This window comes from Ruegeria sp. BC1, from assembly GCF_056539305.1.
In genome coordinates this window covers 215,756-229,630 of the sequence record NZ_JBQFUT010000005.1, presented here as the reverse complement: position 1 = coordinate 229,630, position 13,875 = coordinate 215,756, and the positions used below count along the sequence as shown (strand labels likewise).

Annotated in this window: 12 protein-coding genes; 5 read left to right on the top strand and 7 right to left on the bottom strand. The window is 57.1% G+C overall.

All coding sequences use genetic code 11. The annotated features are described in order from the left end of the window. Window positions 1-67: 67 nt before the first annotated feature. The 5 genes from ACR0IY_RS13005 to ACR0IY_RS12985 form a co-directional block, all read right to left on the bottom strand. Window positions 68-2,482: an FAD-dependent oxidoreductase gene (locus tag ACR0IY_RS13005; protein WP_480673916.1), complete on the bottom strand. Its 2,415-nt coding sequence runs from the start codon at window positions 2,480-2,482 to the stop codon at window positions 68-70. Continuing rightward, the gene (locus tag ACR0IY_RS13000; protein ID WP_480673914.1) at window positions 2,475-4,892 is read right to left on the bottom strand and encodes a GcvT family protein; all 2,418 of its coding nucleotides are present in this window, start codon (window positions 4,890-4,892) and stop codon (window positions 2,475-2,477) included. The genes ACR0IY_RS13005 and ACR0IY_RS13000 overlap by 8 nt, the downstream gene beginning before the upstream one ends. Continuing rightward, complete coding sequence (locus ACR0IY_RS12995; RefSeq protein WP_480673912.1) at window positions 4,889-6,199, bottom strand: aspartate aminotransferase family protein; 1,311 nt, start codon at window positions 6,197-6,199, stop codon at window positions 4,889-4,891. The genes ACR0IY_RS13000 and ACR0IY_RS12995 overlap by 4 nt, the downstream gene beginning before the upstream one ends. 122 nt (window positions 6,200-6,321) lie before the next feature. After that, the gene (locus ACR0IY_RS12990; protein WP_480673910.1) at window positions 6,322-7,251 is read right to left on the bottom strand and encodes a LysR substrate-binding domain-containing protein; all 930 of its coding nucleotides are present in this window, start codon (window positions 7,249-7,251) and stop codon (window positions 6,322-6,324) included. A 144-nt stretch (window positions 7,252-7,395) separates the two neighbouring features. Beyond that, window positions 7,396-8,142, bottom strand: coding sequence for a creatininase family protein (locus ACR0IY_RS12985; RefSeq protein WP_480673909.1), 747 nt, complete (start codon window positions 8,140-8,142; stop codon window positions 7,396-7,398). A gap of 64 nt (window positions 8,143-8,206) precedes the next feature. Between ACR0IY_RS12985 and ACR0IY_RS12980 the strand changes: the two genes are divergently transcribed. Continuing rightward, window positions 8,207-8,815: a helix-turn-helix domain-containing protein gene (locus tag ACR0IY_RS12980; RefSeq protein ID WP_480673907.1), complete on the top strand. Its 609-nt coding sequence runs from the start codon at window positions 8,207-8,209 to the stop codon at window positions 8,813-8,815. Window positions 8,816-8,856: 41 nt separating this feature from the next. Here the strand turns inward: ACR0IY_RS12980 and ACR0IY_RS12975 are convergent, their stop codons facing one another. Beyond that, window positions 8,857-9,627 carry a transporter substrate-binding domain-containing protein gene (locus ACR0IY_RS12975; RefSeq protein WP_480673905.1) on the bottom strand — a complete coding sequence of 257 codons (771 nt, stop codon included), beginning with the start codon at window positions 9,625-9,627 and terminating at the stop codon, window positions 8,857-8,859. A 121-nt stretch (window positions 9,628-9,748) separates the two neighbouring features. Here ACR0IY_RS12975 and ACR0IY_RS12970 point away from each other — a divergent pair, with 121 nt between their 5' ends. Genes ACR0IY_RS12970 through ACR0IY_RS12955 form a run of 4 tightly spaced genes read left to right on the top strand, consistent with a single transcriptional unit; the run spans window position 9,749 to window position 12,672 of the window. Beyond that, window positions 9,749-10,489, top strand: a complete 741-nt coding sequence (locus ACR0IY_RS12970; RefSeq protein ID WP_480673903.1) for an amino acid ABC transporter ATP-binding protein — start codon at window positions 9,749-9,751, stop codon at window positions 10,487-10,489. Between the two features lie 9 nt (window positions 10,490-10,498). Then, window positions 10,499-11,257: an amino acid ABC transporter permease gene (locus ACR0IY_RS12965; protein ID WP_480673901.1), complete on the top strand. Its 759-nt coding sequence runs from the start codon at window positions 10,499-10,501 to the stop codon at window positions 11,255-11,257. Window positions 11,258-11,267: 10 nt separating this feature from the next. Continuing rightward, window positions 11,268-11,603: a carboxymuconolactone decarboxylase family protein gene (locus tag ACR0IY_RS12960; protein WP_480673899.1), complete on the top strand. Its 336-nt coding sequence runs from the start codon at window positions 11,268-11,270 to the stop codon at window positions 11,601-11,603. 4 nt (window positions 11,604-11,607) lie between these two features. Further along, on the top strand, window positions 11,608-12,672 hold the full coding sequence (locus ACR0IY_RS12955) for an aromatic ring-hydroxylating dioxygenase subunit alpha (RefSeq protein WP_480673897.1): 1,065 nt from the start codon (window positions 11,608-11,610) through the stop codon (window positions 12,670-12,672). Here ACR0IY_RS12955 and ACR0IY_RS12950 read toward each other — a convergent pair. Next, the gene (locus ACR0IY_RS12950) at window positions 12,661-13,767 is read right to left on the bottom strand and encodes a hypothetical protein (RefSeq protein ID WP_480673895.1); all 1,107 of its coding nucleotides are present in this window, start codon (window positions 13,765-13,767) and stop codon (window positions 12,661-12,663) included. The two genes, ACR0IY_RS12955 and ACR0IY_RS12950, sit on opposite strands and share 12 nt — an antisense overlap. Window positions 13,768-13,875 lie beyond the last annotated feature (108 nt).

Sequence of the window (13,875 nt, the reverse complement as noted above, 5' to 3'; positions counted from 1 at the left end):
CTCTCCTGCCTGAGCGCGTCTGGGCGGCATTGTCACGGGTGCGGACTTTGGTTTGGCCGGGGCCATCTCAGCCCCTCCGAGGGCGCAGGTTTTCAGGATCAACCAGCGCAGCGTCATGTACGGTCAGAGCAGATTCATCATTCAGCAACTGCACACTCAGCCCGGTGTGCGGCGTGCCCTTGCGTACAAACAGAAACGCAAGGCTTTTTTCGATGGTATAGCCATACCCACCGGACGTGGTCATGCCGACGGGTTTGCCATTCAGCAGCACCGGTTCACCGCCAAGTACGTCGATTTCGGTGCTGTGGATTTCGGCGTAGAGCAGTTCCCACGCGACATGGCCGAGATTGGCTATCGTGGCACGCTTGCCGATAAAATCGCGGCCGTCGGGGCTGAAAAAGCGGTCGAGGCCCACATCGAACAACCCGACATCGGTGGTCAGTTCACCGGACGCACGATATGCTTTTTCCATGCGCAGACCGTTGAAGGCATAGCTTCCCAGATCGACTAGCCCATGGTCTGCGCCAACCTTGTGCAGCCTGTCATAAAGCTCTGCAATCCGGTCCAGCGGAAGGTGCAGTTCCCATCCCATCTCACCAGTAAATGAGACGCGCAGCGCATAGCAGGGGATACCGAAAACCTCGATCTCCTGCCCTGACAACCACCGAAAACCGGAGTTTGACAGATTGGCATCAGTTGCCTTGGCCAGAATGTCGCGACTGGCTGGGCCGGACAGGGCCAACATTCCCCATCTGTCCGAGAGATTGACCACCTGAACCTCTTCGCCGGGCTGGATATGCGATCTGATCCAGTCGAAATCCGGGGTAGCCCGTGCAATGGCCGAACCAGTGAAGTAGCGGCCCTCGTGGATGCGCCAGATGGTGATCTCGGTTTCAAAGCGACCCTTTCCAGTAAGCAGGTGGCACAAGCTGATAGAGCCGTCGCGCTGTGGAATTTTGTTGGCGGACAGACGATCCAGCAACCTGCTTGCGTCCTTTCCGGTGATCTCAAACTGGGCAAAGGCGCACAGGTCTATCAAACCGGCGCATTGTCGGGTCGCAAGGGCCTCGCGCTTGGCGTTGTCGTGCCAGGGTTGACGCCCCCATCCGATCTGTTCAACCTCTCCCGCCGTTCCGAAATAACGAGGGCGCTCCCAGCCCGCGATCTCGCCAAACACAGCACCTTTGGCCGCCAGCCGATCATACAAAGGGTGCCGGTTCAGCGGTCGCAGGCTTTCGAACTGTTTCCCGGGGCAGGGGGTGTCATGGCGGCGCATGAACTCATCTTTAGTGCGTTCCACGATATAGTTGTCAGTTGCGAAACTACCGTACCGGCGCGGGTCCATGCTGCGCGTGTTGATCGTGGTTTCACCGTGAACCATCCAGTCGGCCAGAACTTTGCCAGCCCCGCCGCCCCAGGCCAGCCCGATGGACGAGCCACAGGAAAGCCACACGTTCGGAGCACCAGACGGACCCACCAACATACCACCGTCCGGCGTATGGGTGATGGCGCCGCGCACGACGCGCTTGATCCCCAGATCCGCCAGAACGGGCATTTTTCGGAAGGCCACCATCAGAAAGTCGCCTATACTGTCGTAATCTGCTTCGAACAATTCATTCTCGGCTTTCCACGGTGCGCCTTGCGGCATAGTCCAGACCGTTGGACAGACATGCCCTTCGTAAATGCCGATCAAACCGGATTTCTGTTCCTGCCGGATATAGCCACCAAAGGCATTGTCGCGCATGACGGGCAATTCCGGTCGATCCAGAAACTCGGGAACCGTGTCGGTGACCAGATAGTGGTGCAGACAGGAGACGGAAGGAATTTTCAGCGCGAACCATTCCCCCACCTGATTGGCGTAAGAGCCTGCCGCAATAACCACATGCTCGGCCAGCACGTTCCCCTGTTCGGTCCGCAACAACCACATATTGCCTTTTCGGCTGGCCCCGATGACCTGATTGCGCCGCTCGATTTTTGCACCGCGCGCCCGAGAGGCGGTGGCAAGCGCCATGGTTACCCCCGAGGGATCGATATGCCCGTCTTCAAAAGTCTGAACGGCGGCTTTTACATCATCGACCTTATAAAAGGGGTTCCGCCGGGCAACCTCATCCGGCCCCACCAGATCCATTGGCAGGTCCAGTAGTTTGCCAACGCCCATTATGGATTTCATCCAATCCACCTCGTCATCCGTGGTGGCGATGCGAAATCCTCCGACCTCGTGCCAGCCGATGCTTTGACCGGTTTCTTGTTCGACCCGCTTGTAGGTTTCGATTGATGTCTTGTTGATCCACCCAGCGATGCGGCTGCCGACGGCATGGGCAATCTGACCCGCTGCATGCCAGGTCGAACCACTAGTCAATTCGGCCTTTTCAAACAGGATCGTGTCAGTCCAGCCGTTCTCGGCCAATTGAAACTGAGCGGCAACGCCCATGATCCCTCCGCCGATGATGGCGACGTGGGTGCTGCGGGTCACGTCAGTCATGTGCGAATGCCTCTTTGGCGGGTTTCAGCGACGCGCGGGCAGTGAAGCGGGCGCAAGCGATTTCAACCTCGAACCCGTTGACGACCCCGTTGGTTTCCAATTGATCCAGAGGTGCGTTGACTATTGCCAGCGCGATGGATCGTCCAAACCGATAACTCCATGCTGCTGAGGTGATCTGGCCGACCACTCGCCCCTGATACCAGATCGGTTCATCATGCAGCGGGATCGCGTTTGGGTCGTCGAAGATCATCGAAACAATGCGGCGGCGAGGGGTTTCATCTCGCACCGCCATCAATGCGTCTTTGCCGACAAAGTCACTGTCCCAACCGATGAAAGACTCCGTCCCGGCTTCAATTGGGGTGACACCGGGGTTCATTTCATGCCCCCATGCGCGAAAGCCGCTTTCAATCCGCAAACTGCTGCTGGCGAACAGCCCGGCGTGGCTGGCCCCGGCGGCGATCAGGGCCTCGTACGCGGCCATCGCCATTTCGGTGGGAATGTAGAGTTCGAACCCTTGCTCTCCGGTAAAGGACAGACGCCCAGCCCAACCGCGCGCCAAGCCAACCTCGACTGGTGCAAAATGAAACTTTGGGATCGTTGGCAATGTGGCGGCAGAAGCGGTTTGCAACACCGTGGCGGCCTGCGCTCCGGCAAGACCAATGATCGCGTATCCCGACGTCACATCCGTGATTTCAACCCGGTATTCCCCTTTAATATCGCGCAGACGCATCAAGTCGCGCACCACCTCTCCGGCACCGACGACTAACAGATACTGGTTCGGCCCATGGCGCTGAGCAGTGGTGTCAGATTCAATGCCACCACTGTTGTTGAGTATCTGGCTATAGACAATCTGGCCGGGGCGAACGTCCATTTCGGCGGCACAGACACGATTCATAAAGGCGCAGGCATCCGGCCCCTGAACCCAAATCTTGCCAAAGGCTGATTGGTCCAGAATCGCCGCTCCGCTGCGGCAGGCTTCGACCTCGGTTCCAACCTGGTCCCGCCACGCCGGGATACCGAAGGTCAGCGGGAAATGGGCTGCATCACCGCCAAAATGTTCCGCGCGTTCCCACCCGGCGCGGGACACGAAATGGGCGTTGGCCCGTTGCAGCCCAAAATGCAGTGGCGAGCGGCGCTGGCCGCGGGCGCTTTCCATCGACCGACCGGGATAGGCGATGTCATAGTGCCGCCCGAGCACTTCGGGGATACGCGCTTCAAGCGCGCCAAGAACGTTCATTTCCGGGCCGAAACGGCGAATGTCGGCCTCGATCAGCTCCATCGTCGGTTCGCCGGCGATGATCCACTGGGCCATCGCTTGACCCGCGCCCCCTGCCAGCGCTATGCCGGTCGAGTTCATCCCACCCATCAGAAACAGGCCCGGCACCTCGGGGCTTTCTCCCATCATGAACTGACTGTCCAATGTAAAGCTTTCAGGCCCGTTCAGCAGCATGCGCACCTCGGCCTTTTCCAAAGCGGGAATCCGGAACAGTGCGTTTTCCATCATGGGGGTGAAGTGGTCCCAATCTTCGTCGAGAAGGTCAAAGCTGAAATCATGCGGCAACCGGTCCATGGGCAGCCCCTTGGCACCCGGTTCAAAACTGCCTACCAACAGCCCCTCAACATCGTCGCGCCCATAGAGGAACCCGTCCTGATCATTTAGCGTGGGCAGGTGCGCTCCTTTGCCGAGGGCCTGAATTTCGGGCATCGGTTTGGTCAGGATGTAGAAATGCTCGCAAGCGTATAGCGGCATGTGGGCCCCTGCCATCGCGGCCACCTCGGGGGACCATAGGCCACAGGCAATGACAACCTCATCTGCATCAATGACATGATCCGAGATCTCGACACCTGAGACACGCCCTTTCTTTTTCTGAAAGCCCGTGACCCGTGTATCTTCAAAAAACCGAACCCCGCGCGCTTTGGCCCCCTTGGACAAAGCAAGAGTAACGTCAGAAGGGTTCACACGACCATCCGCCGGTGAGTAAACAGCACCTATGATGTCTTCGGTGTGCAAAAGCGGCCACAACTCCTCGACCCGCTTTTTGTCGACAACTTCGGCCTCCAGCCCAAAGGCACGGCCCAGACTGACCTGCCGTTTCAAAGTTGTCAGGCGATCTTCGTGCGTTGCGATGGAAAGCGAGCCGGTCTGGTACCAGCCGGTCTGCTGGCCTGTCTCGGCTTCAAGCTCCTTATAGAGATCGATAGACCAATTGATCAGTTTGGTCAGGGTTGCCGACGGGCGTAGACGGCGGACAAGGCCAGCTGCGTGCCAGGTTGTCCCTGATGTCAGCTTTGATCTTTCGATCACTACGATATCTTTTCGGCCTTCCCGGGCAAGGTGATAGGCAATGGAACAGCCGATGACACCGCCGCCAATTATGACGGTACGCGCGGTTCGCGGCAGGGCGCTCATGAGGCGATGATCCCTGTTTCGATCAACTCGTTCAGTGTGTCGTCAAAGATCACCAGTGCCTCATCAATCAGTTCCGGGGTGTGTGCGGATGACGTCACGCAAGATGTGAACGACATGAAGTCGACGCCCCTCTCCCAAAGGCCGTCGCGTAGCCCCTTTACCAGTTGTGGAGGCGCTGCGCGGATTTCTGCGGCACTCAGGCCGTCAATCGAAGTGCCTCCGAAATACAGGTGACAGGTCGAACTTTCACCATAGGCGACCGCAGGGATATGGTGCCTTGCAAAGCTGCAATTGATCCCGTCGCGCAGTCGTTTTGCCATCGCGTCGGCCTGATTTTGGACCTTTCCGGTCGCCAGCAACCTCATTGCCGCAGTGGCCCCTGCCGCGACAATAGGAGCGGCGTTGAAGGTGCCCTTGTGGCTGACCGGAGGCGACAGCCCATCGTATGATAAGCCGGGATCAAGCAACTCCATGATGTCGCGCCGCCCGCAAACAACCCCGCCGGGCAGACCACCCGTGGCAATCTTGGCCAGTGTGGTAATGTCCGGTGTCACCCCGTCGCGTGCCTGACGTCCGCCGGGTGCCCAGCGAAATCCAGTGATTACTTCATCAAAAATCAAAACCCGGTCTGTGCGGGTTGCCAGATCGCGGATACCGCGCAGAAAATCATCAGGGAGCGGTACAGACCCATAATTGGCCCCTGAAGCTTCGACAAATATCGTGCCGATTTCTTCATCGCCATCTAGCAGTGCGTCAATGGCCACGATGCTGGGCGGTGCGACAACTGTCAGGTCCGAGATAGCCCTGGGAACGCCCAAGGAAGGCGGGTCTTCAATTCCCGGTCTGACCCCTTTCAACAACAGATCGTGCCAGCCGTGAAAATGCCCATCAATGCGCAAGACCTTGTCTTTATTGCTGAAAGCCCGACCCAGGCGCAGCGCCAGCATGGTGCTTTCCGTTCCCGATCCGGTAAACCGCACAAGGTCGGCCGAAGGTACCAGCTGTTGTATCCATTCCGCCCATTCGATTTCGAGCTGATGGCAATCGCCGGTGTACGGGGTCTTGGTGAGTTGTTGCGCGACCGCGTCCATGACCTCGGGGTGAGAGTGCCCCAGAATCTGGCTGGCCGCGCCGAGTTTAAAATCAATATAACGTTTCCCGTCGGCATCCCATTTTTCCGCGCCCAGGGCGCGGTCAATGTAACTGGGATACGGGTGGCGGAACCTCAGTTCGTGGCTGACGCCGCCTGGCATAACTGCGCCTGCGCGGGCCGATAGCTTTGCATTTGCAGATTTGTGTTCAGGCAATGGCACGCTCCTGTCCGGTGAAGCATCAGGGCAGACAATCCGACGCCTCACAGGTACTGAAGGCTAATAACAATCCATCCGACAACAGCAAAATTTGGACCTGATAGATGAAAAAAGATCATCTATTCATTTGATAGTTCCAAGCGCTGCCCGAGCACACTGGGTGAGGTCTGCAACCCCTGCTCAACGAACCATTCTACTATGTCACGCAGCAATGGATTCCGTGGTGCATTCTTGTTGATGACCACGTGGTATCCCCGGTTCTGAGGGGCGCAAAGGGTCGACAGCGCGACCAGGCGCCCATTGATGATCTCGTTGTCGATGACTGGTGTCCAGCCGATGGCGGCGCCCTGGCCCTCTATTGCGCCACGGAATACGACGTTTGCATCGTCAATGATTGCACCGCTGCGCTCTGTCGGGGCGCTGACGCCCGCATGTTGTAGCCAGATATCCCACTCCTCTCGGCTCTTGTAATGAAGCATTGGGTATTTCAGGATATCTGACGGCGATTTCGGCAAGCCTAGTTGAGCAACAAGTTCGGGGCTGGCTATTGGCACTGCTCTGACAGGCAGAACCAACTGAGCCGAGGGATCATCAAAATCTTTGGCACCCCAGACAAACATCAAGTCTGACTGTTGGTTCGGTAGGTTCTCGGTACCAGTGTATCCGTTCAGCCGCAATTCAACGCCCGGAAAGTCCTGCCAGAACTGAGTCAGGCGAGGCGTCAGCCAGCGGGCGGCAAAAGACGGACCGGTTGCGATCGTAATGACCGGACGATCGTTGACTTGAGAGATTTCGCTTGCCGATGCCTCAATGATATCAAAAGCGGCCGCGCAGGCCCGCATGAGTTTTTGACCATTCTCGGTCAGGGTCACCTGCCGGGTGCTGCGGGTGAATAGTTGGACGCCAATACTGTCCTCCAATCGCCGAATATGGTGACTGACCGCCGTCGGGGTGACGCGCAATTCCTGACTGGCCAGCTTGAAACTTCCATACCGCGCGGCTGCCTCAAAGGCCTTGAGCGCGGCAAGGTTGGGCAGATCACGTTTCATGGGCGCGCCTCATGGATAAGCTTCAATCATCTAAGCAATCAGTTTCCCTGAGGTTGTCAAGGGCGCAAAAAGTTCGGAAACTTGATCACCAGTGCGTGGCACCTGAAGAAAAACCAGAGCCTCGTCAGACGATTTTGGTGGCCGCTACTTGGATTTTGATTGTTCCAAAAACTCGACAAATTCGGCCGCGATTTCGGTGGCGCTTGCTTTCAGCAGGCGCGCGCCGTCTTCTGGAGTCGCAAGCGCTGAATGCGACCCGACCCGTCCGTCAGGGAACTGGCTGCGATGTTGTTCGGCGGGGCCGTGGCGATCACCGGCATGGACTTTCAAGTACTCGGGGGTAAGACGTTGTGGTGGTTCAACGGCTTCGTTTGGGGGGAGCGTGCCCAACAGGGTTTGCGTGATGGCAACTTCTGACGGTGTTGCGTGCATCCCTTCCCAATCGCCATAGAGATCTGCGCGCAACGCATTGACGCCCGGAGGTTCCCACCAACTGCGAATCCTAAGTGCCCCGTCTGGCAACAATGCCGCTATTTGGTTCAGCGGTTCCAGGTTTGCACCATGTCCGTTCACCACAAACACACCTTTGAACCCTTGCGCCAGACACCCCGATATTACTTCGTGCGCCAGTGCCTGAAATATCTCTGCCGAGACGGAAATCGTTCCAGGAAAGGCGGTGTTAAAGGGTGCTGGCGTATAGGCCAGCGGCGGTGCGACTATGGCATCGCATAGGTCCGCTGCGGACTGCGCGACGGCATTTGCGCAGATGGTGTCTGTGCCAATGCGTCCCATCGGACCGTGCTGTTCCGTGGATCCAGCAGGAAGCATGATGGCGGCCCCATCCCTGAGACGGCGATCAACCTCGTACCAGGTCATGTCTTCCAGCTTCATCCCAACCCTCTTTTTGCCCGGAGTATCGCTTTTCCTTTTTGCACGACAGCACTAGGTTGAGCCAATGGAAGATTCATCTGTGATCGAATTGCGGAAACCTTCGCTGGACCAGCTGGTCGGCACGGCTGTGAAAACGCACCGGATGTTGGCAGAGCTGACGCTGACCGAATTGTCGGCGCGGTCGGGCGTGTCGACGGCCATGATCTCGAAAATCGAGCGGGGGCAGGTGTCGGCTTCGTTGGGTACGCTTGAGGCTCTGGCGCGTAGTATAGGCGTGCCGCTCATCAACTTTTTTGCGGCAACGGTCGATCGGTCGGATGCGTCCTTTGTGGCAGCCGGTGAAGGGGTAACGGTACAGCGTCTGGGCAGCGGTTATGGTCACAGCTACAAGTTGATCGGACGGGCAGAGGCGAAACATGTAAGTTTCGAAAGTTTCAGTGTCACACTCGAGGCGCCTTTGGACACCCGACCCCTCTATCAGCACCAGGGTGTCGAATTCATCCACGTTACGGACGGAGAAATGGTCTATGGCTGCGGGGATGCTTCCTATCACATGCGTCCGGGCGACAGTCTGAGTTTTGATTCCAACGCCGCGCATGGCCCGGTTGAATTGAAGACGGACAAGGTAAGCTTTGTCACCGTGGTGGCGAAAGCTATCACCGGGGTAAACTGAAAACGCCCGACGTTAAGGCCGGGCGTTTCGGGGAGTGCCGGTTACAGGCCCCATTTCTCTTTGTTTTGTTCGAAGAATCCCTGTGCTTTTTTAACTTCGATCCAGTTGTTCACATAGTTGATCCAGACCTGATCGCCCTGCGGCAGGATCATGGCAATCGGAGACGGTGACCGGGGGCCTGCGTTTTTCACCCGCACCACCGGGAACTTCTGTTCCAGCGTTGAACCTTCGATGTTCGATGTGATGAATACATCCGCCCGGCCTGCAATGACTTCTTGAAAGCCGCGGGCCGGGGCCTCGACCACCTTGATGTCGGCATCCGGGAACCACTCGCGCACGCGTTTTTCAAAGGTGGTGCCCAATGTGGTGGCGACAGTAACGCCCGGCTGGTTGATCGACTCGTAGCCGTCGAACTTGTCGGCCTTGTCCTTAGTCGTATAGGGGAACAGCTCGACCGCGATATAGCTGTCTGAGAAACCCGCGACCTTCATGCGCGGCGGAGAGATCGAGGCCGACCCGGTCAGATGATATTTGCCAGCAACAACACCGTTGACCAATGTTTTCCAGTCGGTCGGCACGTATTCGACTTCGACCCCCAGATCGGCGGCCAGCTCGTTCATGATGTCGATATCATAGCCCTTATAGCTGTTGGTCGCCGGGTCGCGCAGTGACATCGGGTTCCAGTCGCCCGTCGTGCCCACCTTCAGGACGCCCGAATCCAGCACTTCGTTCAAGGCTGACTGTGCCTGTGCTGTGCCTGACAATATAAGACCAAATGCCGCAGCGGCCGCGGCTTTCAAAAACGTTTTCATCTGTCTCTCCAGTTGGTGGCGGTTGGGGCTTGCTGCCGTATTGTCTGTTGATTTAACCGCAAAGACGAAGATAACCTCAAGAAAATATTCCACTGAGAATAAAATAAGGGCAGTCCAGCCAATGCCAGACACCGCAATCGAGCTTGTTAATGTGAACAAGTGGTATGACACGTTTCATGTGCTCAAAGACATTAACATGACGGTTGATAGCGGGGAAAAGGTCGTCATCTGCGGCCCCTCTGGCTCGGGGAAGTCGACAGTAGTGCGCTGTATCAATCAGTTGGAAAAGCACCAGAAGGGTACTATTCGCGTTGACGGGATCGAACTGACGGACGACCCGAAATCAGCAGCTACCATCCGGTCAGAGGTCGGAATGGTGTTCCAGCAATTCAACCTGTTCCCACATCTGACGGTGTTGGATAACCTAACGCTTGGCCCGATCAAGGCGCGCGGTCTTAGCCGTAAAGAAGCCGAGGATCGGGCGCGCCATTACCTAGAACGCGTTCATATTCCCGATCAGGCCGACAAACGCCCGATCCAACTGTCGGGCGGGCAACAGCAGCGGGTCGCCATTGCTCGATCATTATGTATGGAGCCGCGTGTATTGCTTTTTGACGAACCCACCTCTGCGTTGGACCCCGAGATGATTTCCGAGGTGTTGGAGGTGATGGTCGACCTCGCGCAGGAGGGGATGACCATGGTGGTTGTCACCCACGAGATGGGATTTGCCCGCAAGGTGGCCGACAAAATGATTTTCATGGATGCCGGTGAGATTGTGGAACAGGGCAAGCCCGAACATTTCTTCACCAATCCTGAATCCGAGCGATGCAGGAAATTCCTCAGCCAGATTTTGCAGCACTAGGTGGGCGTGATGAAGAAACTTCCGTTGATCTTACCCTTGCTGATGCTGGCGGGCTGCTCGTCCTCTCAGACTTGGGGTTGGTATGTGATCGATCCCACCACAGAGGCGGGTTGGACCAATGTGAAATTCTTGATCTCGGGCATGGGCGCGACGATCCAGATTTCGCTAATCGCGGCCGTTTTGTCGATTGTCATCGGGCTGTTGGTGGCGCTTCCAGGCTTGTCCGAGAGGCGCGGCTGGCGGTTGCTCAACCGGGTCTATGTGGAGTTCGTCCGCTCGATCCCTTTGTTGCCGATGCTGTTCTGGGTGTTTTACGGGCTGCCGATCGTGTTCAAGTCGATGGGAATGAATGTCCCGATTGATCCGTTTTGGGGCGCGATCATCACACTGGCGATTTCCGACAGTGCTTTCACCGCCGAAATTTACCGCGCGGGTATCCAATCCATCGCCAAGGGTCAAAGTGAGGCTGCACAGACCATCGGGCTGAACTATGTGCAGACCATGCGCTATGTGATCCTGCCGCAGGCGATCCGCCGTATTCTGCCACCCCTTGCCAATCAGTTTATCTACATCGTCAAGATGAGTGCTTTTGCCAGCGTCATCGGGATGCAGGAACTGACCCGGCGAGCCAACGAATTGGTGGTGACGGAATACCGGCCACTGGAAATCTACACCCTGCTAATTTTTGAATACCTGATTTTGGTGCTGATCATCAGCGCCGGCGTACGCTGGCTTGAACGCCGCATGGGCGCGGATGAACGCGGATAAGGAGGCTTGCATGGACTGGAACGACTTCATGGCCGAGACCGAGGCCAATATCGGAGCTTTTTCGAAAGAAGTGCCCGAAACCGTTCGGGGGTTTGGCATCATGGGCAAGGCCGCCAAAGCGGATGGTGCGCTGAGCGAAAAGACTAAGGAATTCATCGCCCTTGGCATCGCGATCGCAACCCGGTGTGACAGTTGTATCGGGTTCCATGTGAGGTCTCTGGTTCGGTTGGGGGTGTCCCGCGAAGAACTATGTGAGGCGCTGGCCATGGCAACTTATATGGGCGGAGGGCCGTCCTATGCCTACAGCGCTAAGGCGCTCAAGGCGTTTGACGTTTTTTCGGAGTGATCAGATGCGACCAGACCTGGCAGGGGCGGAAGGCTTCATACGAAATTGCTGGTACGTTGCCGGTCGGAGCGGAGACTTCGACCGTACCTTAAGTGCGGTTCGGATGCTGGGTGAAGAGATTGTCATCTATCGCGATACCAAGGGGATGGCCATCGCGCTGGAGGATGCCTGCCCGCACCGCAAGCTGCCCCTGTCGCGCGGCACAGTCGAGGGAGACAACGTGGTATGTGGCTACCATGGCCTCACCTTTGGATGCAGTGGGGAATGCGTCATCGCCCCGACGCAGTTGGACAATCCCCCGCGCCGCGCAGCCGTACATTCTTATCCTGCCGAGGATCGGTGGGGTTTTTTGTGGCTGTGGATGGGAGATCCGGCGCAGGCCAACCGGGACAACATTATCGACGTTCCGAATTTCGACAACCCGATTTGGGGCAAGACCAAAACCGGCGCGATGGAGATGGCGTGCCATTACCTCTACATCATCGACAATCTTCTGGACCCCAGCCATGTCGCCTGGGTTCACCTGACCTCATTTGCGGGGGCTGGAACAGACAATCGGCCACTGGATTTGGAAGAAAAGGATGAGGGAGTGATTGTGTCGCGCTGGATCATGGACGAACCAGCCCCCCCTTACTACGCGCCGATCCTGCCCTTTGGGCCAAGCTGTGACCGCAAGCAACATTATGAATGCCGTCTGCCATCGACCGCGATTAATATGTCGGTCTACACCCCGGCGGGCGAGGGCGGGGCAGACCGCGACCTGTCTCCAAATGCGTTCGTGAATATCTCGTACAATTTCATCACGCCGGTGGACGATCAGACTTCGCGCTATTTCTGGTTCCAGCATCGCAACATGCATGCGGATGATGAGGCTATGTCGCAGCGCATGTTCGACGGCGCGGTTATGGCGTTCAACGAAGACAAGGATGTTCTGGAATACGTACAAACCGGCATGGCGCGGCGCAAGACCGGTTATATCAACCTAGGTCTGGATGCAGGGGCGATGCGGTTTCGGTCGCGAGTGGCCAAACTCAAAGCCGAGGAAGACGCTGCGGAATCAGCGGGCTGAAAGCCGCCCGTCGGCACCTTGACCCACTTGTCGTTCTGGGGCCTCGAATACAGCCTTGATGCAAGGGTATTCGGCCAGAATTTCAGCCCCTCCGGGTATTCGGTCTGGCCGCAGGACCCCGTTATCCCAAATGGCCGCTCCATCAACCCGTATCGTTGCATCAAGCACGTTCAACGAAATCTCACCCGGTGCGTAATCGCCGCAGGTATGGAAATGCAATAGTCGCGGATTGCCAAAGGCCGCCCCGCTCCATCGTTCAAAGTTCTTGTGCGCCGGATCGTTAAAGGCGCAACCGGGATGAATGCCCGCATGCCAGGAATGCATCGTGAACGGTTCAAGATCGAACATTTGGCCCACTTTTTCGTAATGCGACGTGGCGCAGCTGATATCTGCCGGGTGGCCCGAAAACCTGGTCAGCGTGCTGTTTTCGAAATGCACAGCCAGAGGTTCGCGCAGCGTACAGTCGTAGGGTTCATAGAATTTCGATCCGGTTCCGACCAGAAATCCATCTTGCATCACAACGCCTGAGAATCCGTTCACCGGCACCGGCGCAAAAACTGACATCGGGAATCGCGCAACGCTGACATCCGCCGCACCAGAAGGCGGAAAGGCTGCACCGGGCCCGCTGAAATCCGTGCCTAGCGGGCAGGTGACATGGATACGAGAAGCCGCCGACAGCAGCGCATTGATCGCATTCTTTAGGGCCACGAATCCAAAGTAGTTTGCACGCCCAAATCCCGAGGCCAGCATCTCGGCATCCAGCGCATAGGACATGATCGGGTGAATATCGGTTATGCCCTCGTCAAAGCGAAGCTGATCTCCGGTGCGCGAAAGAAACAGTGTCCGATCTGCAGATTTCATGGCGTTGATCAGGTCATCCGGCAATCTGGCACCCAGCGGACTAAAGGGAATCGTCTGAACCTGAGTGTTGATCCGATGCCGCCTAGCGCAGTCCAGGACCGCATCACAGATTTCAGCGTCATAGTACCCAAGCGCCTGATCTTCGCAGAGCACCAGGAGGCTGTCTCCGGCTTTGAGACCGCCACATTTGAGCAATAGGTTTTCAGCACCCGCGTAAAGGTCCCGAGATTGCATGCCTGCCGCTCCCAATATGGCTCCCCCTCTGTCTAATACACCGCTCACGTTCGCGTGATCCACAAAAATATCGTGGCAGGAAAAAATTCTACTGACAATCATTCCGCT

Coding starts and splice junctions, on each gene's coding strand:
- ACR0IY_RS12985 (WP_480673909.1), bottom strand. CDS start 8,142: ATGAAGCTGGAAGACATGACCTGGTACGAGGTTGATCGCCGTCTCAGG.
- ACR0IY_RS12970 (WP_480673903.1), top strand. CDS start 9,749: ATGCCAGACACCGCAATCGAGCTTGTTAATGTGAACAAGTGGTATGAC.
- ACR0IY_RS12975 (WP_480673905.1), bottom strand. CDS start 9,627: ATGAAAACGTTTTTGAAAGCCGCGGCCGCTGCGGCATTTGGTCTTATA.
- ACR0IY_RS12955 (WP_480673897.1), top strand. CDS start 11,608: ATGCGACCAGACCTGGCAGGGGCGGAAGGCTTCATACGAAATTGCTGG.
- ACR0IY_RS12980 (WP_480673907.1), top strand. CDS start 8,207: ATGGAAGATTCATCTGTGATCGAATTGCGGAAACCTTCGCTGGACCAG.
- ACR0IY_RS12960 (WP_480673899.1), top strand. CDS start 11,268: ATGGACTGGAACGACTTCATGGCCGAGACCGAGGCCAATATCGGAGCT.
- ACR0IY_RS12950 (WP_480673895.1), bottom strand. CDS start 13,767: ATGCAATCTCGGGACCTTTACGCGGGTGCTGAAAACCTATTGCTCAAA.
- ACR0IY_RS13000 (WP_480673914.1), bottom strand. CDS start 4,892: ATGAGCGCCCTGCCGCGAACCGCGCGTACCGTCATAATTGGCGGCGGT.
- ACR0IY_RS12990 (WP_480673910.1), bottom strand. CDS start 7,251: ATGAAACGTGATCTGCCCAACCTTGCCGCGCTCAAGGCCTTTGAGGCA.
- ACR0IY_RS13005 (WP_480673916.1), bottom strand. CDS start 2,482: ATGACTGACGTGACCCGCAGCACCCACGTCGCCATCATCGGCGGAGGG.
- ACR0IY_RS12965 (WP_480673901.1), top strand. CDS start 10,499: ATGAAGAAACTTCCGTTGATCTTACCCTTGCTGATGCTGGCGGGCTGC.